Here is a 20,310-nt window from a genome sequence, read left to right as displayed (position 1 = left end):
CAGTTTTTTCCTGAGGTTGATTGACCTTTATTTCCTTCTAAAAAGAAGCGGAATGGTGAATAAGAACAAGAATGAAGCGCCACCACTGTCTCCACCCCCACTATTCTGAGATGTTGGTACAGTGCCTGTGTCACGTGGTGTTGTCCCTGTTGTTGGCAAATCAGTTGTCCGCAGCTTTTTATTTGGACTTACTTTGATTTTGAGCATGTAAGTATCAATTGTCCTACGAGCAACCACACCACTTCCATCATCTGTGATCATGTCGACAACAACAGGGATTGATAAATCACCATAATAGTTGTTTTGTAGCTGGATAATGGTTTTTTCTTCGTCTACATCAGGTTGTACTTCCTGCTTCACGGAATATTTGAATGAAAAGTCAGGTACATTAATAACCCATGATTGATTTTCATTGAGGGTCAAATTATCGATATTGAGTTGAGATGGTGTCAGCTCTATTCTTTGCCCTTGTTTCACAGTTTTTGCAGTCTCAATGGATGAGACACTTGGTTTATCCAGTCGCTTGGAAACCGCAAAATCTTTGTTTGAAATATTAAAGAATATATTATCAGCACAACTGACTTTGATACGTGCTTTAGGGATATTCTGGTTTGGTAAGCTGACAAAAGCATCACCATTGTTGTCTACTGGTTTTGTCGTTAATGGATACTCTGTAAGGACTTGGTAGCGTGTCTCTGTATGCGTATTCTTGAGAGGCTCTTCGGTGACTTCCAATAGGCTGATATTCACTTCTTGACATGAATAATCTGGGGCATCTGTGCCAGCAACGTCCCAGCTAACACTCTCTATCTCATCAAAGCTCGCATGTTGTTCAAAGTCATGGACAGTAAGAGGGCCAACTGTATCTGTCACCAAGAAAGAAATCTGTTTTGTTGACACACCCCCATCGCCATCACGAGCAGTCAAATTGAAATGAACCTCTCGTTGTGTTGTTGGTAGAGTTTCACCATTGACACCCGAGAAAGTCACATCGCCAGTTTTGACCTTTGCTTTGTGCGTTTCTTTCCAATCATTTGGGTTGAGGAGATGCTGCATCAGAGGAAACGTTCGGCTGTTTTCACTTGTTGGTGAATACGTACGGAATAATGGACCTTCACCGGTATCTGTATTAATTTTTCCTGCTGTTCTAGGTTGTGAGCTATCCGCCTGCTCCCAGATATAAGTCAATGGATCGTTATCTAAATCTTCAGCGATCCCACTGAGCATAAAGGGTGTATTTGCAGGGATAATTTTTAGATCACCCACAATACTGGAGTCTTGGATCACAGGTTCGTGGTTTGAAGTGATCTCCCTTGAACCACAACTTTTGATAGTATCAGATGCTAGAAATTGATTCATTTCTTCAATGGAATATGAGTGAAAATGGTGACTTGGGCTGTCAATTTCTAACTTATCTTTATCCTTGAGATTATGTGCACCACATACGCCAGGGTAGGCCATAATCGTAGAGCCACTGCCTGGCTCTACGTAAGAATCGGTTTGTTTCCTAAACATATTATTCAAAGGTCTGCCTTCTGCATCAAGACAGCTGTTATAGGTGTGGTTTGCGCCAAGCTGGTGACCGAGTTCATGGGCAATTATTAGGTAAAATGTACCTCTGTACGGATCGCTTGTTTCTGAGACAGCGGATGATTTGCTTCTATTGTTGTGATCCGGGTCGCTACACAGTGTTTTAAAATAAGCAAGGCCACCACCAGTGTACATCGAGCGACCAAGTTGCCCCAATTTTGTAAGGACCATTCCGATATCAAGTTGATCATGGAAAGGAGATTGCACTCGTGTATTCTCAGTTGTAAATTGGTCCTTGGTTAAGTTTGCAGGGAAAGGATCTCGGCTCGGATGATCAAAGATAAGTTGATCTTGTGCTGGAGATAACGTAAAACGGATATTCAGATCTGTGATATAGATCGCATTTATATTACTAACAAGTTGCGTGATCCTCGCCATTGTTTTTTCTTTTCCACCCAAGGCTTGTGTAAAACTGGATGTCGCTGAAAATGCAATTCTAAATGTTTGTCTTTCGTTTGATGAGCGACTAGCGACCGGACCACCAAATCTGAGTTGCAGAGCATTCTCTGTAAATGGGAGTTGTTTGGGCTCACTCATCTTTAATTCATGGTCTTTTTGTGTCTGAGGGTAGCTGACACGATAAATGTTCGACTCAGCGTTGACACGCTCAAGCTGAATAAATCTGCCTTCGTATTGAAATAAACCTTGGAACTCATCACCAGTCATACTGAATTGTCCCATCGGAAGCCCATCTACACTTATCGCTTGATAGTTCTTCAGGTGTGGGTACTTTTCCGCAAGGTTTGCCGGAAGTATCTGATCTTCAATAAGCTGAATTGAAATGAAATCACCCTGCGGGAGTGGAATACGAATACCACCCTGTTCTTGTATCTGCTGTCTTAGCTCATCAATGCTGGATAACTGAAATTGGGCACTTAACGTATCTTGCGCGCTTCTGGATGCAACAACATTATCCTTTGTTTGAAGGTGAGGGGTCCATAATTGTTCAGCCTGGATAAAAAATGTTGGTAATAGAAGAAGGCTAGCAAACTTCAGTTTCATAGATACTCCGTATAAGACAGCAACTGGATTCGGTCATAAAGCGCACTATGATATATGAAATTAATATTTTAACAAGATGTAAATTTAATTATTTTGTGGGATTTTCTTTAGAAAATTCATTAGTTTTGGTGGTGTTGGAATCGGGAATGCTAGAAAAAAGAATGAGTTAATTGGTCAATTTTTGAGCGATTAGGGTTCTTTGAGACGTCAAAGAACCTTAAAAAAAATTTGATTAATTAATCAATACTTCGCAAAAGCGCATTAATACCGACTTTTTCACGGGTTTGAGCATCGACTTTTTTCACGATTATCGCAGCATAAAGACTATGGCTGCCGTCCTTCGATGGAATTGAACCAGGGACAACAACAGAGCCTGCTGGCACTCGGCCATAGTGAACTTGGCCAGTCTCACGATCATAAATTCGTGTACTTTGACCAATGTAAACACCCATAGAGATGACTGCACCTTCTTCAACAATGACACCTTCAACGATCTCAGAGCGAGCACCGATAAAACAGTTGTCTTCGATAATGGTTGGATTGGCTTGAAGTGGCTCAAGTACGCCACCAATACCAACACCGCCAGAAAGGTGAACGTTTTTCCCAATCTGTGCACATGAACCAACAGTTGCCCATGTATCGACCATTGTATTTTCACCGACGTGAGCGCCAATATTGACGTAGGAAGGCATCAGGACAACACCAGGTGCTAAATAGGTGCCTTTTCGTGCTACAGCTGGTGGTACGACACGGACTTTGTCTTCTTCGAACTGTTTCAGTGTATATTCAGCATGCTTCAGTGGGACTTTATCAAAATATTGGGTTTCTGCACCGTCTATTTGTTGATTATCGAAGATACGAAATGACAGCAAGACAGCTTTTTTCAGCCATTGATGGACGACCCATTCCCCAGCAACTTTCTCTGCTACCCGCGCCTGACCTGAGTCAAGTAATTCTATGGCCTTAAGTACTGCTTCTTTCACCTCAGGCGTCACACTACTGGGTGTGATATTCATGCGGTTTTCGAATGCTGTTTCGATGGTATTTTTCAGCTGCTCCATTGTTGATCCTCTAGGAAAGCACAGATTGTGCATGACTCAACTGTTCGGTCATGCGTTCTTGTAAATAATACTGTTGTTTTGTATCCAACGGTGTATTGTCTTCATTTGACACTAAAAAGTAGTCCTCAGCCCGCTCACCGACAGTGGTGATTTTTGCGGAATGCACAACAAGACGACACTGATGGAAAACTTGGATAATTTGGGCGAGAAGGCCCGGCATGTCAAGGGCTGTGATCTCAACCATTGTGTGATTTTTTTGTGTCGTCGGTAAAAAGTCGACTTGTGGTCGAACATTGGTAAAGGATTTGATACGTCGAGAAAGGCGTTTTTTACGGTTTTCAGGCTTATCTTGCTGAAGCATTTTTTGAATTGAATTTGCCAGTCTTTGAGCTTTTGACTGACCATCAATTGCTTTTCCATGTTTATCCAACACGATAAATGTATCCAATGCAAAGCCATCTTTACTATTCATGATGGTTGCATCGAGTTTATTCAGTTGTTTCTGGTCCAAAATAGAAACGATTTTGCTGAGCAGGAAAGGTTGATCTTCGACATAAATAAATATTTGGGTGCCTCCACGAATGGGTGACTCGCTGACGAGGACAAAAGGGGACTCCAGTGGTGTTTTTAACATCGCACTGCAATGCCACACAATTTCTTTGACACGATACCTTAAGAAATAATCTGCTGAAAACCGTTCCCAAAGTGCAGAAATAGCCGATTGTTCATATCCAAGTTCCAATAATTGTTGTAAAGCTTCTTTTTGGTTTTCTCGTATAAAGTCCCGTTGATCCATGGGGTTTTCCAGTCCACGCTTTAACGCTTTTTGTGTGAGCAGGAACAGGTCACGAAGTAAAACATTCTTCCATGAATTCCATAGGTTATCATTTGTTGCGCGAATATCAGCGACCGTGAGGCAGTAGAGATAATTGAGATAAGTTTGGTTTTTTACTCTTCTGGCAAACTCAGTCACGACATCGGGATCATGAATATCTTTTCGCTGGGCAGTGGCTGACATTAACAGATGGTTTTCTACCAGCCAAGTGATGAGTTTGGTGTCGATATCACTCAGCTCATGGAGACGCGCAAAGTTTTGCACATCAATGGCGCCAAGCTCTGAATGGTCTCCGCCACGACCTTTTGCAATATCATGAAAAATACCAGCAAGGTAGAGTAGTTCTGGCTTATCCATAGAACTGACAATTTGTGAGCAGAGCGGAAACTCTTCTTTATAGTTGTCGAGTTGATAGCGATAGAGGTTCTTGAGCACCCGGTGCGTGTGTTCATCTACGGTAAACGCGTGAAATAGGTCGAACTGCATTTGTCCGACGATGGTACTCCATTCCGGAAGGTAATTCGCAATGATCGCATGCTTGTGCATTAACGTAAACGCAAGCCCCATACCTCTTGGATGGCGTAATATCTTTAGGAATAAACGACGACAGGTTTCGAAGTCTTGCAGTTCACCCATCAAGCGCATGCGGACAAGACGGATCAGCCGGATGGTGCTGGCATGGATCCCTTTAATGTCTGGATACTCCGCAATCAGCCAAAACAGCTTAAGTAAATTCTCACGATGAGAAAATACGGATTCGCGCCGAGCTTTGATCATTTGGTCAACGACAACAAAGTCATCATCAAGCACGGTTTCTTTATATTTTTTGTGAGCGTTGGATTGTAAGATATTTAAATCGAAGTGCTGCAGCAGCATCGCGTTGAGTTCATTGACGCGTTGAACGACGCGATAAAATCGTTTCATCATTCGTTCAACAGAGCGTTTACCTTCTTTGCCGAACCCCATAAAGGTTGCGACTTCCGGTTGGTGGTCAAACAGGAGTCGATTTTCTGCACGACCAGTCACAGCGTGCAGTGCAAATCGCATCTGCCAGAGATATTCCTGACATTCGCTGAGTTCTTGATATTCCTCAAAAGTCAGATAGCCTTTTTCCATGAGCTGCGCCATTGTTCTCGCGTTGTAATGCCTTTTTGCAACCCATGTGATAGTCTGAATATCTCGCAATGCGCCAGGGTTTTCTTTGAGGTTTGGCTCCAGATTATATGCGCTTTCATCTAAGCGGGCATGGCGGATTTCTTGTTCAGTTCGTTTCGCAAGATAGTATTCTTTACTGCTGTAAAACTCGGTACTCCTCACTTGGGCTCGAAGCTGTTTATATATCGTTTCATCACCGAATAGCAGTCGGGTTTCCATGAGCGTGGTAGCAACAGTCACATCTTTCTTTCCTAATGAAACGCATTCATCCAGAGTACGAGTCGCTTGCCCAACGTCGTATTTGAGATCCCAGAGCGCGGTCACAAACTGGCTGACTTGATGTTGCGAGGATTCATCCAGATCTTGTTCTAAAAGGAGTAGCAGATCGATATCCGATTTTGGGTGTAATTCTGCCCGACCATAACCACCAACGGCGATAAGAGTAATGGCGCGTTCATGTAATTCATATTTCTGCCAAAGGGTCTTGATGACATGATCGGTGTGTTCCGAACGGGCTTGTATGAGTTGATGGGTGGGAATATCTCGATAGGATTGAATCAGCCAAGACTCAAAGTGAGTCATTTCTGATTTGATATCCGCTAGTTCGCTCGAAGGTGCAATAGCAGAGGTGTATTGTTCTGGGACAGTCACGTCATTAGCCTGCAAATAAAAAGGCGACATATGTCGCCTATTTTAATCTGCGGTGATCACTCGTGGCAAGTCTTCATCACTCCGTAAGGTGAGGATTTCACAGCCAGTGTCTGTAACCAGAATTGTATGCTCCCATTGCGCAGAGAGACTGCGATCTTTGGTCACTGCTGTCCAGTTGTCTTTCAAAACTTTACAGTGGCGTTTTCCCGCATTGACCATCGGTTCAATGGTGAAACACATACCTGCTTGAAGTTCCATCCCAGTATTTGGTTCTCCATAATGCAAAATCTGTGGTTCTTCGTGAAATCCTTCACCAATGCCATGACCACAAAACTCTTGTACGATGGAGTAATTATGTTTTTCTGCATGTTGTTGGATCACGTGTCCAATGTCGCCAAGTGTTGTGCCTGGTTTGACGATTCTGAGCGCTTTATAAAGACACTCTTGGGTAATTTTGGATAAGCGTTCACCCATGATGCTTGGTTTTCCAACCATGAACATTTTGCTGGTATCACCATGATAACCATCTTTGATCACCGTAATATCGATATTGATAATATCGCCATCTTTGAGCTTTTTCTCATTTGGTATCCCATGACAGATCACTTGATTGACCGATGTACAGATAGATTTAGGAAAACCGTGATAGTTGAGTGGTGCAGGGATTGCGCCTTGCTTGTTGACGATATAATCGTGACAGATCTGATTGAGTTCTTCAGTTGTAACGCCAGGTTTGACGTGCGGGCCAATCATCTCTAAGACCTCGGCAGCCAGCTTACCAGCAACGCGCATTTTTTCGATTTGTTCCGGGGTTTTTATGACAACGCTCATGTAATCCTCATTTATGCAGTGTCACTGACCACATGCCAGTACACTTGAACTGCCAATTATACCTTTTACCCGCAGCTTCTACACTGTTTAGGGTAGTCATGTTTTTGACGGGCAAAGTGAACATAAATTGGCTTTTTACTTCTGAATATGGTATAAAGCTGCGCGGTTTTTCGCAATCAGAAAAATCGTACACATTAATTTTGTAAAAACACACATACATCGACACGTTTCCCGGGGTGCCACTTGATGGTCGGGTAAATGGGATGTATGGAGGCCTAACCCCAATATTGAGGAAAGAATTATGGCAAATGTATCAATGCGCGATATGCTTCAGGCTGGCGTACACTTCGGTCACCAAACTCGTTACTGGAACCCAAAGATGAAGCCATTCATCTTCGGTGCGCGTAACAAGGTTCATATCATCAACCTTGAGCACACTGTTCCAATGTTCAACGAGTCTTTGAGCTTCCTACAAAGTGTTGCTGCTAAGAAAGGCAAAATCTTGTTCGTTGGTACGAAGCGCAGCGCAAGTGAAGCGATCAAAGAATCAGCACTTCGTTGTGACCAGTTCTACGTAAACCACCGTTGGTTAGGTGGTATGTTGACTAACTGGAAAACAGTTCGTCAATCAATCAATCGTCTAAAAGATCTTGAAGCGCAAAGCCAAGACGGTACTTTCGACAAACTAACGAAGAAAGAAGCGTTAATGCGCACGCGTGAGATGGAAAAGCTTGAAAAGAGCCTTGGCGGTATCAAAGAAATGGCTGGACTTCCTGATGCACTATTCGTGATCGACGCAGACCACGAGCACATTGCAATCAAAGAAGCGAAAAACCTAGGTATTCCAGTTGTTGCTGTTGTTGATACTAACTCGAACCCAGATGGCGTTGACTACGTTATCCCTGGTAACGACGATGCGATCCGTGCAATTCAACTTTACACAGGTGCAGTTGCAGACGCTTCAATCGAAGGTCGTGAGAGCAACATCGAAGCTCAGGCTGAAAAAGACGGTTACGTTGCAGAAGAATAATCGTTTGATACGCCATCTGACCCCAGGTGGCGTATATACGAAATTGTTCTGATGTAATCTTTACATCCGTCCATTTTCAATCTAACTATTTTCTTACGCTTGGTAGAGGCTTCTCTGCCACACCCAAAAAATTCATTGAGGAAATTCATAATGGCTGTTACTGCTGCCCTAGTAAAAGAGCTACGTGAGCGCACTGGCGCTGGTATGATGGATTGTAAGAAAGCCCTTCAAGAAACGAACGGCGATATCGAGCAAGCAATCGAAAACATGCGTAAAAGCGGTCAAGCAAAAGCTGCAAAGAAAGCTGGCCGTGTTGCTGCTGAAGGTGCAATCCTAATCAAGCAAGCTGAAGGCGTTGCTGCAGTTGTTGAACTCAACTGTGAAACTGACTTCGTTGCGCGTGACGAAAGCTTCCTTGCATTCGGTAACAAAGTTGTAGACTTGGCACTTGCAAATCAGATCGACGATATTGAAGCACTAAAAGCAGCTGACCTTGACGGTATCTCTGTTGAAGAAACGCGTGCAAACCTCGTTGCAAAAATCGGTGAGAACATCAATGTTCGCCGTGTTGCTATTGTCAAAGGTGAGCGTCTAGGTGCATACGTCCACGGTGGCCGCATCGGTGTTGTGACTGTATTAAAAGGCGGTGATGAAGAGCTTGCAAAAGATCTTGCAATGCACGTTGCTGCAAACAACCCTCAGTTTGTGACGCCAGAACAGGTTCCTGCTGAAGTTGTTGAGAAAGAAAAAGCGATCCAGGTTGATATTGCAATGCAATCTGGCAAGCCAGCTGAAATCGCAGAGAAGATGGTTGTGGGCCGTATGAAGAAATTCACCCACGAAATCAGCTTAACTGGTCAGCCTTTCGTAAAAGATCCTTCTGTTGCTGTTTCTGATCTTGTGAAGCAGAAAGATGCTGAAGTGATTGACTTCGTTCGTTTCGAAGTTGGTGAAGGTATCGAGAAGAAAGAAGAAGACTTCGCTGCTGAAGTTCAAAAGCAAATCGAAGCTGCAAAACAGTAAGATCTGCGGTATCCAGCTCAAGCTGAAAAACGCTGTTGAGTCAGGATTAAGGCTTTCGATAAGCCCAAAAAACGTATAGAATAACCGCGGTCAACTCTTGGCCGCGGTTTTTTTATAACATTTGCGACTTGCGACTTGCGACTGAGAAAACTATGAGTATAAATCCAAAGCCTGCGTACAGAAGAATCCTCCTCAAATTAAGTGGTGAGGCCCTCATGGGGGATGAGCCTTTCGGCATTGATGCCAAAGTTCTTGATCGAATGGCCCAAGAGATCAAAGAGGTTGTAGAGTTAGGTGTTCAAGTTGGGCTGGTTATCGGTGGTGGTAACCTGTTTCGAGGTCAGGGACTGGCAGAAGTTGGCATGAATCGTGTGGTCGGCGATCACATGGGGATGTTGGCAACAGTGATGAATGGACTGGCGCTTCGTGATGCGCTTCATCGATCTTATGTCAATGCAAGACTGATGTCTGCGATTGAATTAACTGGTGTTTGTGATAGTTATAACTGGGCAGAAGCAATCAGCTTACTCAAGTCTGGCCGTGTTGTCATTTTCTCGGCTGGTACAGGAAACCCGTTCTTTACTACAGATTCAGCGGCATGTTTACGTGGTATTGAAATTGAAGCGGATGTTGTTCTTAAAGCAACGAAAGTAGACGGGGTTTACACAGATGATCCGGTGAAAAATCCGGATGCGACACTCCTTCGTCGTTTAAGCTACAACGAAGTCATCGATAAAGAATTTAAGGTCATGGATCTGGCAGCCTTTACATTGGCACGAGACCACAGTTTACCGCTCAGTATTTTCAACATGATGAAACCAGGTGCGCTCATGCGTGTTGTCATGGGGGAAGAAGAGGGGACGCTGATCCATCACCAGGAACAGTTAAACGGTTAGTTTGCGAACATTGCATCCAACCAAAAAAGTGCAAGACTTTAATCATTTTTGAAATGAAGGAATTCCAACGTGGTGAACGAAATTAAAAAAGATGCGGAAAACCGCATGGCAAAAAGTGTTGATTCACTGAAAAGCCAACTCTCCAAAATTCGTACGGGCCGTGCACACCCAAGCTTGCTGGATGGCCTCCAGATTTCTTATTACGGTGCGGATACACCATTAAATCAGGTTGCGAATATCACAACTGAAGATGCAAGAACGCTTGCGATAACAGTCTTTGATAAAACAATGGTTCAAGCTGTTGAGAAGGCAATCATGACCTCAGATCTTGGTTTAAATCCCGCATCAGCTGGTACAATCATTCGGGTACCACTACCACCATTAACGGAAGAGCGTCGTCGCGATTTAGTGAAACTGGTTAAATCTGAAGCTGAAAATGGTCGTGTTGCAGTCCGTAATATTCGTCGTGATGCAAATAGCGATTTAAAGCAATTGCAGAAAGATAAAGAAATCAGTGAAGACGAATTACGTAAAGCAGAAGATGAAATCCAAAAGCTGACAGATTCCTTCATTAAAAATGTTGAGGAACTGCTTGTGGACAAAGAAAAAGAGCTGATGGAAATCTAAACCTCTTCAAAATAAATGTTATGGATATAACGCCGCCTAGGTTATACTACGCGGCGTTTTTATTGATAAAAAAGTAAACGAATGAGTCACCTTGAAACAAAGATGATGCAAGCAGAACCGCCAAAACATATCGCTGTGATCATGGATGGCAATGGCCGCTGGGCACAAAACCGTTCACGCCCTAGAATATGGGGACATCGTCAAGGCGTTGACGCAGTCAGAAGAACGGTAAGAGTCTGCATCGAGCAAGGTGTACCACACTTAACTTTATTCGCTTTCAGTAGTGAAAACTGGCATCGACCGGAAGATGAAGTGTCCGGATTGATGAACCTGTTTCTCAAAGTGCTGACAAGTGAAGTCAAATCTCTGAATAAAAATGGTGTTCGATTAAATATCATTGGTGATATTTCTCGTTTCTCTCCCAAGCTTCAGTCTCAGATCCAGCTTGCACAAGATATGACAGCCAGTAATGAGACGCTCGTACTAAATATCGCAGCAAACTATGGCGGGCAATGGGATATTGCGCAAGCGGCTAAAAACTTGGCTTATCAAGTTGCTGAAGGCAAAATTCAACCTCAGGATATCAATGAGTCTTTGCTAGGGAAACATCTTTCTTTGTCTTGCCAGCCGGATGTTGATTTGTTAATTCGCACCGGGGGCGATTATCGGATCAGTAACTTTTTACTTTGGCATCTAGCGTATGCAGAAATGTATTTTACGCAAACATTATGGCCTGATTTCTCGGAAGAGGAACTCATCAATGCGATCCGTGCTTTTCATTGCCGAGAGAGGCGATTTGGACAAACAAGCCAACAAATTCAGGAATTTGCATTTCATGGTTAAAACAAAAGGGTTGATCTTTTGCTAAAACAACGAATTATAACTGCGCTGATTCTTGCCCCACTTGTACTGGCAGGGATCTTTTACCTTCCAATTTCAGGGTTTCAGATATTTGCTGCGGCAATCATATTACTTGGTGCTTGGGAGTTTGGTCCTCTCTATGCTTGTAAAGATACTTTACCAAGTCGTTTGGCTTTCTGCGGCGCGACTGGGCTTGGTATCCTCGCTATGGCACTTGGTATTCCTACGGATGTGATTTGGCAGTCTGGAGAACTCAATATCCAAGCGTCATATATTCTTGGACTGGGCAGTCTATGGTGGACTATTGCGCTTTTGCTCATCTTGATTTTTCCGAAAGGTCAACGAGTTTGGCGTAAACAACAGCTGGTTCGAGCTATTTTTGGACTCTTAACTTTCATTCCTGCCTGGATGGCATTAGTTGTGCTTCGTACGAGTCAAATGGAAATCGACTTATTAGCTGGTGCATGGTTGATTTTCATTGTACTTGGGATTGTCTGGGCAGCTGATGTCGGTGGGTATGTTGTTGGAAAAGCAATGGGGAAACATAAGCTGATCCCGAAAGTTAGCCCAGGGAAAACGATAGAAGGTTTTCTTGGTGCGCTTGGGTTTGTCGGTCTTTATATTGTCCTGCTGTTATGGTTTGTTGATATAGAAATATCACGTTGGGCGCTTCTGATTGGCGCAGCATTCTTGGTCACCGTGGTCTCTGTTGTTGGTGATTTAACTGAGAGTATGTTCAAGCGCCATGCAGGCGTAAAAGACAGCGGCTCGATTTTGCCTGGACATGGTGGTGTGCTTGACCGAATTGACAGCTTGTTGGCTGCATCGCCTGTTTTTGCGCTTTTGTATAGTGTTTTGATCTAGAGGCACCTATGCGTACAGTCTGTATTCTTGGTTCGACGGGTTCGATTGGTCAAAATACACTGGATGTGATCCGCAGACACCCAGATAAATATCGGGTTCATTCTCTTGTCGCACATCGGCGCGTTGAGACGATCTATGCGCAGTGCTTGGAATTTCGTCCTCAGTATGCCTTGATGAGCGATCCAGATGCCGCAGCCGCGTTATCACAGAAGTTAAAATCGACAGATATTCAAGTCGAAGTGTTGTCAGGGCTAACTGATTCTGAAGGTTTAGTTTCATCCAGCAATGTTGATATTGTGATGGCTGCGATTGTTGGTGCCGCAGGTTTGTTACCGACTTTAGCTGCGGTAAAAGCAGGTAAGCAAGTACTTCTTGCGAACAAAGAAGCTTTGGTAATGTCTGGCGCTTTATTTATGGATGCAGCGCGGGAGTATCAAGCAAAGATACTACCAATCGATAGTGAGCATAATGCGATCTTTCAAAGTTTGAGTACATCTGTCCAATCCGGTGAACAATCTCCGATCGATGCAGGAATTCAGAAACTCTTATTAACTGGTTCCGGGGGACCTTTTCTCCATACACCTCTTGAGCAATTTCCAGAATTGAGTGTTCAGCAGGCCGTTGCACATCCAAACTGGTCAATGGGCCAAAAAATTTCGGTCGACTCTGCCACGATGATGAATAAAGGGCTTGAGTTTATAGAAGCGCGTTGGTTGTTCGATGTTCAACCGAATGATATTCAGGTTGTTATTCATCCACAAAGCATGATCCACTCGATGGTGCAGTATGTGGATGGTAGTGTGATTGCTCAGTTAGGGCAACCGGATATGCGAACGCCAATCGCGTATGGCTTAGCTTACCCAGAACGGATTGAAGCAGGGGTTGCTCCTTTGGATTTCACGAAGATGCTTGACTTTACCTTTACCCAGCCAGAACAAGCACGTTTCCCATGCCTATATCTAGCCATCGAGGCATGTTGTCTAGGGCAAGCAGCGTCAACTGTCCTTAATGCAGCAAACGAAATCGCAGTTGAGGCTTTCCTTCAACAGCAGATCAAGTTTACCGATATTGCGATCATTGTGGAACAAACGCTCACTCAACAGAGTCTACCTGACATTCAATGTATTGATGATGTGTTGTCTGTTGATGCGCAGGCACGATTGCTTGCATCACAACTGAGGGATCAAAAAGCGATATGACTTTTTTATGGTACGCTGCGGCGACAATCGTTCTGCTTGGTGTTTTGATCACAATTCATGAATTTGGGCATTTTTATGTTGCCCGAAAGTGCGGTGTGAAAATCAAACGATTTTCTATCGGTTTTGGGACACCAATATGGCGAACAACGGATAAATATGGCACTGAATTTGTTGTCAGTTGGATCCCGCTTGGAGGATATGTCTCCATGTTGTCTTCAAAAGAGGACAAAATCCGTGCGGAAGACTTACCGGATTGCTTTGAAGAAAAACCAATGTGGCAGCGTTTTTGGATTATTGCAGCTGGCCCACTCGCAAACTTCTTACTGGCTGTTGTGCTTTACTGGTTGATCTTTATGATGGGAAGGCTGACTTTGTTGCCTGTGATTGGAGAAGTCCTTCCTGAGTCGCCAGCAGCTATCGCACAAATAAAGCCAAACAGCCATATATTATCGATTCAATCGACTCCGGTGATCGACTGGAATGACGCACAGTCTGAGTTATTAAAGTATATCGGGGATTCATCCGTCACTTTGGCACTGATGGACAAGGAAAATGATCGTCGGTACAGTGCTGTACTGGACCTAAAAGATGTAAAAATGGTTGGCCACCAACCGAATTTGCTGAATGAAGTTGGCATTCAACGGTTTGTCCCTGAATCCAAGCTGAGTATTCATCAAGTCGTAGAGCGAGGCCCTGCACAAATCGCTGGTATTCGAGCTGGCGACCGCCTTGTCTCGGTTGATAATATCCCACTTGAGAATGTGAAGCAGGCTGTCATGCTCATTCGCAGCAAGCCAGGTAAAACAGTGCTGATTGGATTCCAGCGAGATGGTGTTATCCAAAAGCTGCCTGTTATCCTTGCTTCGGTTGAAGTGAATGACAAAAAGTATGGCCAAGTGGGGATCCATTTTGAACAGGAACCTTGGCCAGATGGCTATATTTTTGAACGCCAATATGGTTGGTTCGATAGTATCGGTGCTGCATTTGAAGAAACTTGGAAAACAACTGTATTAATGGTGACAACCATTGGGAAGTTACTCACTGGAGAAATTTCTGTGAAAGCGCTCAGTGGGCCAATTACCATCGCAAAAGGAGCAGGATATAATGCAAGCTTTGGTTTGGTGGCTTTCCTTTCATTTATGGCACTGATAAGTGTCAATTTGGCAGTGATCAATTTACTACCACTCCCGGTACTGGATGGTGGACAGATATTCATGATGGGCGTGGAACTATTCAAAGGGAAGCCAGTCTCTGATAAGGTGCAGGAAATTTGGCGCAATATGGGTGCCATTCTCGTGATTTTTCTGATGGGGCTTGCGATCTTCAACGATTTAACGCGGCTATGAGAACGACAATAAATTAGGAAGTACTTGCTAACATGACAATGAAACAGTGGTTTGGGGCTACTCTCCTCTTAGGGGCAGGTTGCGCGAGTGCTGCAACCGATACAATTACAGTCAGCGATATTCGTGTAGAAGGGTTACAGCGTGTGGCATTGGGGGCAACCTTGACGCATGTTCCTTTCAATGTTGGTGATGAAGTTTCCCGATATACACTTTCCCAAACAATCAGAGAAATGTACCACACAGGCCACTTTGATGATGTTAAAGTGTACCTTGATGACGGCATCGTTCTTTTTGAAGTCATTGAACGTCCAACAATTAGTGCGATTGAGTTTGATGGTAATAAAGACATCAAAGAAGAACAGCTACAGGAATCACTCAATAACAATGGTGTGAAAGTTGGTGAGCCATTGGATAGGACGATCCTCTCGAATATTGAGAATGGCCTGTTGAGCTTTTTTCACTCCGTTGGTAAATACAATGCTTCTGTGAATGCACAAGTTGTGAAGCTTTCTAGAAACCGAGTCAAATTGAAGTTCACATTTGAAGAAGGGAAAGCCGCTTCAGTCAAACAAATTAATATTGTCGGGAACAAAGTGTTTTCTGATGATGATTTATATCGCCATTTTGAAAGTCAGCAAGACTTACCATGGTGGCGCTTTCTCTCGAGTGATCGTTATCAAAGTGAAACGCTTAAAGGGGACTTGGAGCGAGTCAAAAGTCATTACCTCGATCATGGTTATTTACGTTATAAGGTTGACTCGAATCAGGTTTCTGTGACCCCAGAAAAAGACTCTGTTTATATTACGCTGAATGTAGATGAAGGCGAGCAATATAAAGTCACTAAAGTCGACTTTTCTGGAGAGCTGGCAGGACTGGAAGATTTCCTCGAAAATAATTCACCGATTGTTTCTGGTGAGCTTTATAACGGCTCAATTGTCACTCAAACGGAAGAAATGATCAAAACGTATCTCAGTAATCAGGGCTATGCGTATCCAAAAGTAGAAACGATTCCTGCGATTGATGATGCGAAAAAAGAAGTTGCTTTAACCGTCCATGTTCAGCCAGGAAAACGGATTTATGTCCGTCGTATTTCTTTCGAAGGCAACCATACGACCAAGGATGAAGTGATCCGTCGTGAGATCCGCCAGATGGAAGGTGCTTGGATGTCAGAGCAGCAATTAAATCTTTCTAAAACGCTCATCCAACGATTATCTTACATTGAAAGAGTCGATTATAAAGTTGAAAAAGTACCGGGTGAAGACGACCTCGTTGATGTCATTTTCTCAGTGAAAGAGCAACCATCAGGTCAGTTTGAAGCAGGGATTAGCTATGGTAGCTACAACAAGCTTGCTTTCCAGTTCGGTATGTCCCAAAACAACTTTATGGGAACAGGTGATGTGGTTTCACTTCGCTTAAATACATCTTCCTATAGCAAAAATATTTCACTCTCCTATACGGACCCGTACTATACAATTGATGGGGTGAGCTTAGGTGGAAACGTCTATTACAGAGACTTTGATGCTGGTCGAGCGAGTTTATCTCGATATAAGAGTAAAGCTTATGGTGTCAGTACGACGGCTGGCTTCCCAATGGATGATAACAACCGGATTAGTGTTGGCATCGGCTATAATCGCAACCAGCTGTCTTCGATTAGTATTTATGATCAAATAGAACAATTTATTAATCAATTTAATGAAACGGGTGAAGGTCTGGATTTTGAGACGTTTGAACTCAATACTGGCTGGACAAGAAATACTTTAAACCGAGGGCGCTTCCCGACAGAAGGAACGTATAACTCGGTCAATATGAAGGTTTCGACACCGAACTCGGATTTGAAATTTTACAAGCTGACCTCATCACATCGATTTTATTACCCGCTTTCCAATGATCACCAGTGGACTTTCCTTGCGAAGCTAAACCTTGGTTATGGCAATGGTTATGGTGATATTGGCGGCGTTGACCAAGATTTACCGTTCTGGGAAAATTTCTATTCAGGTCAGAAAGTAAGAGGTTTTGAGTCCAATACAATAGGGCCACGTGCATTGCAGTCGATGTACACGCAAGTCACTGGGACGCCAAATAAGGATGGTACATTTACAACAACAAGAGGGAACCAAGTCGAGTCAGTCTTTGTTTCCAATAGTTTAGTTGGTGGTAATGCGATGGCTGTTGGTGGATTGGAATTGATTTTCCCGACACCATTTATCAGCGATGATTATCGAAATGCGGTACGAACAAGCTTTTTTGTTGATGTGGGTAACGTTTGGGATACAGAGTTCAACATCGATGCATATAAGGACGTGCCGCAGAGTGGCACACATGATCTTGCTGATTATAGTGATCCGACTCGAATTCGCTCTTCGGTTGGTTTATCATTGCAGTGGATTTCACCAATGGCACCAATGACCTTCAGTTTTTCGCGTCAGTTGAAGCGTCAGCCAGAAGACAGAACCGAGTTCTTTAGCTTTACAATTGGGGCTCGATTCTAATAAAGATTTAGGAGAATAAAGTTGAATAAGGTAGTAATGAATATTGCGCTAATCTGTGTTCTTATGGCAGCTACGATGGGGCAAGCTTTCGCAAAGCAGCAGAAAATTGGCATTGTTGATATGCAGTCGATTTTCCAGCGTTTGCCGCAAGTTGAAAAAGCGAAAGAGCAGTTACAAAAGGAATTTGGTGATGAGATGCAGAAAGTCCAAAAGCTTCAAGGCGATCTCAAATTCAATCTTGAAAAGTTGAAGCGTGATGCTGCAACGATGAGTAAGAAAGATAAAACCGCGCTTGAAAAGAAACTAGAAGGCTTACAGGCAGAGCTGCAGACGCTAGGGCAACCGTTACAACGCCGTATGAGAGAGCGTCAAGAGCAAGTCAACCGCCGTATGCAAGCATTGATTGTTCAAACTGTTTCTACTGTTGCAACAGAACAAAAGATTGATATCGTGATGCCAAAGCAAACGATCATTTATAACAATCCAACGCATGAAATTACAGAAGCCGTATTTGAAAGAGTCAGCAAGCTGAAATAATGCGATGAAGTTACAAGAGATTGCAGATGCCATCGGTGCACAAGTGCATGGCGATGGTGAGATAAATATCGAATCAATCGCAACAATACAATCTGCCCAATCTGGGCAGATTGCTTTTTTAGCGAATCCAAAATATCGACACCACTTAGAGGTCACTGAGGCGTCAGCTGTGATTGTATCCGAAGCTGATATTCCGTTTTTACAAAGTGCAGGCCTCGTGATGGGTAACCCATATTTGGGGTATGCAAAAGTTGCACAGCTTTTGGACTCAACCCCAAGATCCCACACCCAAGGCGCCACTATCTCCGAAAAAGCTTCGGTAGCACACAGTGCTCAAATCGGGGTAAATACGGTCATCGAGGCGGGTGCTGAAATCGGTGAACATGTCATCATCGGGCCTGGATGCTATATCGGTCACAACACAATTATCCAAGCGAATACACGCCTTTGGGCCAATGTCACGGTTTATCACGGTGTTGTGATTGAAGAGGATTGTTTGATCCATGCTGGTGCGGTGATTGGCGCCGACGGATTTGGGTTTGCCAATGACCGCGGAACATGGGTAAAGATCCCACAGTTAGGGGGAGTGATCGTTCATGCATCAACGGAAATCGGTGCGAATACCACGATTGATCGTGGTGCGCTGGATGATACTGTGATTGGCCGTGGTGTGATCATTGATAACCAATGCCAGATTGCTCATAACGTCGTGATTGGTGATCATACTTGTATTGCGGGCTGTACTGTTGTTGCAGGGAGTACTGAGATTGGCAAATATTGTGTCATTGGCGGTGCTGTCGCCATTAGTGGTCACATGAAAATCACGGATAAAGTGCAAATCACCGGCATGTCTATGGTGATTAAAAGCATTGAGGAACCAGGAATTTACTCTTCTGGAATGCCTACAAGCTCCAATCGAGAGTGGCGCAAAAATGCAGCCGCACTCAGAAATCTCAATGAGATGCATAAGCGTCTTAAAAAAGTAGAAGCCCAACTGAATGATGAATAATCATCTAGAAATGGCACGAAGACTGAATCAAAACAGCAAAAGCAACGTAATAGGGTTATTGTTTTGGCAAATGAAATGAAGCAAATCGACATTCAGGAGATCATGGACCTGATCCCTCATCGTTATCCCATGCTATTGGTTGACCGCGTTGTTGACTATGTGCCAGGTGAGACACTACACGCAATCAAAAATGTTACTGTAAATGAACCAATCTTTACAGGGCATTTCCCAGGAAAGCCAATCTTCCCTGGCGTGTTGATTATCGAAGCACTTGCTCAAGCAACGGGCATTCTCGGATTTAAATCGACGGATACAAGAAATCCAGCTGAGCTTTACTTATTGGCTTCAGTGGATAATGTCCGATTCAAAAGGCCTGTGACGCCTGGCGACACCATGCATATGCATGTACGCTTTTTGAAAGAACGCCGTGGCATGTGGAAGTTTTCTGCGGAAGCAATTGTAGACGGACAACTCGCTTGCTCAGCAGAGATAATGTGTGCAAAGAGAGAGTTTTAGCGTGATCCATGAAAGTGCAATCATAGAGCCTGGCGCCAGCATTGGTAACAATGTCCAAATTGGTCCATGGTGCTATGTTGGTAATGACGTCGAAATTGGTGATGGCTGTGTTTTACATTCACATGTTGTTGTCAAAGGCCCGACAAAAATTGGGCAACAAAACGAATTCTATCAATTCTCATCGATTGGTGAAGACTGCCAAGACAAGAAATATGCTGGCGAAAAAACAGAGCTGATCATTGGTGACCATAACGTTTTCCGCGAGTGTGTGACGGTTCATCGTGGGACCGTTCAGGATGAAGGCAAGACCATCATTGGCAGTCATAACTTGTTTATGAATTATGTTCATATCGCGCACGACTGTGTGATTGGTGATCACAACATTTTCGCGAATAATGCATCGACTGCGGGCCATGTCCATGTCGGTGACTGGGTGATCATGGGCGGTTTTGCTGGTGCGCATCAGTTCTGTAAAATTGGTTCGCATAGCTTTGCTGCAACAGGGACCCTGATTTTGAAGGATATCCCTCCTTTCGTCATGGCATCGGGGTTCCGTGCCGAGCCTTTCGGCATCAATACGGAAGGTTTGAAGCGCCGTGGCTTTAGCAAAGCACAGATCCAAGAGATCCGTCGCGCTTATAAAACTCTCTATCGCAAAGAGCTGAGAGTTGAAGAAGCCCTTGCTGAGCTTGAGCCAATTGCGGCTGAAGATGAAAATATTGCGATGTTTGCTGAATTCATTAAGCAATCAAATCGAGGGATCATTCGCTAACGCGATCAGTCTGCCA

General features: G+C 43.8%; 17 protein-coding genes. 13 read left to right on the top strand and 4 right to left on the bottom strand.

Annotated elements, in window-relative coordinates:
* Window positions 1-27: 27 nt before the first annotated feature.
* The 4 genes from C505_RS0102845 to map all read right to left on the bottom strand — a co-directional run bounded on the left by C505_RS0102845 (window position 28) and on the right by map (window position 7,125).
* On the bottom strand, window positions 28-2,592 hold the full coding sequence (locus tag C505_RS0102845; protein WP_018691083.1) for a reprolysin-like metallopeptidase: 2,565 nt from the start codon (window positions 2,590-2,592) through the stop codon (window positions 28-30).
* A gap of 236 nt (window positions 2,593-2,828) precedes the next feature.
* Window positions 2,829-3,653, bottom strand: a complete 825-nt coding sequence (gene dapD / locus C505_RS0102840) for a 2,3,4,5-tetrahydropyridine-2,6-dicarboxylate N-succinyltransferase (RefSeq protein ID WP_018691082.1) — start codon at window positions 3,651-3,653, stop codon at window positions 2,829-2,831.
* 10 nt (window positions 3,654-3,663) lie between these two features.
* Complete coding sequence (gene glnD / locus C505_RS0102835; RefSeq protein WP_018691081.1) at window positions 3,664-6,324, bottom strand: [protein-PII] uridylyltransferase; 2,661 nt, start codon at window positions 6,322-6,324, stop codon at window positions 3,664-3,666.
* A 12-nt stretch (window positions 6,325-6,336) separates the two neighbouring features.
* Window positions 6,337-7,125: a type I methionyl aminopeptidase gene (map, locus tag C505_RS0102830; protein WP_018691080.1), complete on the bottom strand. Its 789-nt coding sequence runs from the start codon at window positions 7,123-7,125 to the stop codon at window positions 6,337-6,339.
* Window positions 7,126-7,426: 301 nt separating this feature from the next.
* On the opposite strand from map, the gene rpsB reads away from it, so the two are divergent.
* The 13 genes from rpsB to lpxA all read left to right on the top strand — a co-directional run bounded on the left by rpsB (window position 7,427) and on the right by lpxA (window position 20,294).
* Window positions 7,427-8,155, top strand: a complete 729-nt coding sequence (gene rpsB / locus C505_RS0102825; RefSeq protein WP_018691079.1) for a 30S ribosomal protein S2 — start codon at window positions 7,427-7,429, stop codon at window positions 8,153-8,155.
* A 150-nt stretch (window positions 8,156-8,305) separates the two neighbouring features.
* Window positions 8,306-9,178 carry a translation elongation factor Ts gene (gene tsf, locus C505_RS0102820; protein WP_018691078.1) on the top strand — a complete coding sequence of 291 codons (873 nt, stop codon included), beginning with the start codon at window positions 8,306-8,308 and terminating at the stop codon, window positions 9,176-9,178.
* Between the two features lie 152 nt (window positions 9,179-9,330).
* Window positions 9,331-10,074, top strand: a complete 744-nt coding sequence (gene pyrH / locus C505_RS0102815; protein WP_018691077.1) for a UMP kinase — start codon at window positions 9,331-9,333, stop codon at window positions 10,072-10,074.
* Window positions 10,075-10,143: 69 nt separating this feature from the next.
* Window positions 10,144-10,701 (top strand): ribosome recycling factor, encoded by a 558-nt coding sequence (gene frr, locus C505_RS0102810; RefSeq protein WP_018691076.1) that lies wholly within the window; start codon window positions 10,144-10,146, stop codon window positions 10,699-10,701.
* Window positions 10,702-10,803: 102 nt separating this feature from the next.
* Window positions 10,804-11,544 (top strand): polyprenyl diphosphate synthase, encoded by a 741-nt coding sequence (gene uppS, locus C505_RS0102805; RefSeq protein ID WP_245556322.1) that lies wholly within the window; start codon window positions 10,804-10,806, stop codon window positions 11,542-11,544.
* Window positions 11,545-11,562: 18 nt separating this feature from the next.
* Complete coding sequence (locus C505_RS0102800) at window positions 11,563-12,426, top strand: phosphatidate cytidylyltransferase (protein ID WP_018691074.1); 864 nt, start codon at window positions 11,563-11,565, stop codon at window positions 12,424-12,426.
* 8 nt (window positions 12,427-12,434) lie between these two features.
* Window positions 12,435-13,625 carry a 1-deoxy-D-xylulose-5-phosphate reductoisomerase gene (ispC, locus tag C505_RS0102795; RefSeq protein ID WP_018691073.1) on the top strand — a complete coding sequence of 397 codons (1,191 nt, stop codon included), beginning with the start codon at window positions 12,435-12,437 and terminating at the stop codon, window positions 13,623-13,625.
* Window positions 13,622-14,971 carry an RIP metalloprotease RseP gene (gene rseP, locus C505_RS0102790; protein ID WP_018691072.1) on the top strand — a complete coding sequence of 450 codons (1,350 nt, stop codon included), beginning with the start codon at window positions 13,622-13,624 and terminating at the stop codon, window positions 14,969-14,971. The genes ispC and rseP overlap by 4 nt, the downstream gene beginning before the upstream one ends.
* A 32-nt stretch (window positions 14,972-15,003) precedes the next feature.
* Window positions 15,004-17,460 carry an outer membrane protein assembly factor BamA gene (bamA, locus tag C505_RS0102785; RefSeq protein ID WP_018691071.1) on the top strand — a complete coding sequence of 819 codons (2,457 nt, stop codon included), beginning with the start codon at window positions 15,004-15,006 and terminating at the stop codon, window positions 17,458-17,460.
* A gap of 21 nt (window positions 17,461-17,481) precedes the next feature.
* The gene (locus tag C505_RS0102780; RefSeq protein WP_157368747.1) at window positions 17,482-17,997 is read left to right on the top strand and encodes an OmpH family outer membrane protein; all 516 of its coding nucleotides are present in this window, start codon (window positions 17,482-17,484) and stop codon (window positions 17,995-17,997) included.
* A gap of 4 nt (window positions 17,998-18,001) precedes the next feature.
* Entirely contained in the window at window positions 18,002-19,006 is a 1,005-nt protein-coding gene (gene lpxD / locus C505_RS0102775; RefSeq protein WP_018691069.1) for a UDP-3-O-(3-hydroxymyristoyl)glucosamine N-acyltransferase, read from the top strand.
* A gap of 63 nt (window positions 19,007-19,069) precedes the next feature.
* Window positions 19,070-19,522 (top strand): 3-hydroxyacyl-ACP dehydratase FabZ, encoded by a 453-nt coding sequence (gene fabZ / locus C505_RS0102770; RefSeq protein WP_018691068.1) that lies wholly within the window; start codon window positions 19,070-19,072, stop codon window positions 19,520-19,522.
* Window position 19,523: 1 nt separating this feature from the next.
* Window positions 19,524-20,294, top strand: a complete 771-nt coding sequence (lpxA, locus tag C505_RS0102765; RefSeq protein WP_018691067.1) for an acyl-ACP--UDP-N-acetylglucosamine O-acyltransferase — start codon at window positions 19,524-19,526, stop codon at window positions 20,292-20,294.
* The last annotated feature ends 16 nt before the right edge of the window (window positions 20,295-20,310 follow it).

Source organism: Algicola sagamiensis DSM 14643 (assembly GCF_000374485.1).
Classification (GTDB): Bacteria; Pseudomonadota; Gammaproteobacteria; order Enterobacterales; family Alteromonadaceae; genus Algicola; species Algicola sagamiensis.
This window is presented reverse-complemented; position numbering and strand designations above follow the sequence as displayed.

What these genes read in the sequence shown, in the direction of transcription:
- C505_RS0102845 (WP_018691083.1), bottom strand. Translation starts at nt 2,592, where the DNA reads ATGAAACTGAAGTTTGCTAGCCTTCTTCTATTACCAACATTTTTTATC.
- dapD (WP_018691082.1), bottom strand. Translation starts at nt 3,653, where the DNA reads ATGGAGCAGCTGAAAAATACCATCGAAACAGCATTCGAAAACCGCATG.
- glnD (WP_018691081.1), bottom strand. Translation starts at nt 6,324, where the DNA reads ATGTCGCCTTTTTATTTGCAGGCTAATGACGTGACTGTCCCAGAACAA.
- map (WP_018691080.1), bottom strand. Translation starts at nt 7,125, where the DNA reads ATGAGCGTTGTCATAAAAACCCCGGAACAAATCGAAAAAATGCGCGTT.
- rpsB (WP_018691079.1), top strand. Translation starts at nt 7,427, where the DNA reads ATGGCAAATGTATCAATGCGCGATATGCTTCAGGCTGGCGTACACTTC.
- tsf (WP_018691078.1), top strand. Translation starts at nt 8,306, where the DNA reads ATGGCTGTTACTGCTGCCCTAGTAAAAGAGCTACGTGAGCGCACTGGC.
- pyrH (WP_018691077.1), top strand. Translation starts at nt 9,331, where the DNA reads ATGAGTATAAATCCAAAGCCTGCGTACAGAAGAATCCTCCTCAAATTA.
- uppS (WP_245556322.1), top strand. Translation starts at nt 10,804, where the DNA reads ATGATGCAAGCAGAACCGCCAAAACATATCGCTGTGATCATGGATGGC.
- ispC (WP_018691073.1), top strand. Translation starts at nt 12,435, where the DNA reads ATGCGTACAGTCTGTATTCTTGGTTCGACGGGTTCGATTGGTCAAAAT.
- rseP (WP_018691072.1), top strand. Translation starts at nt 13,622, where the DNA reads ATGACTTTTTTATGGTACGCTGCGGCGACAATCGTTCTGCTTGGTGTT.
- bamA (WP_018691071.1), top strand. Translation starts at nt 15,004, where the DNA reads ATGACAATGAAACAGTGGTTTGGGGCTACTCTCCTCTTAGGGGCAGGT.
- lpxD (WP_018691069.1), top strand. Translation starts at nt 18,002, where the DNA reads ATGAAGTTACAAGAGATTGCAGATGCCATCGGTGCACAAGTGCATGGC.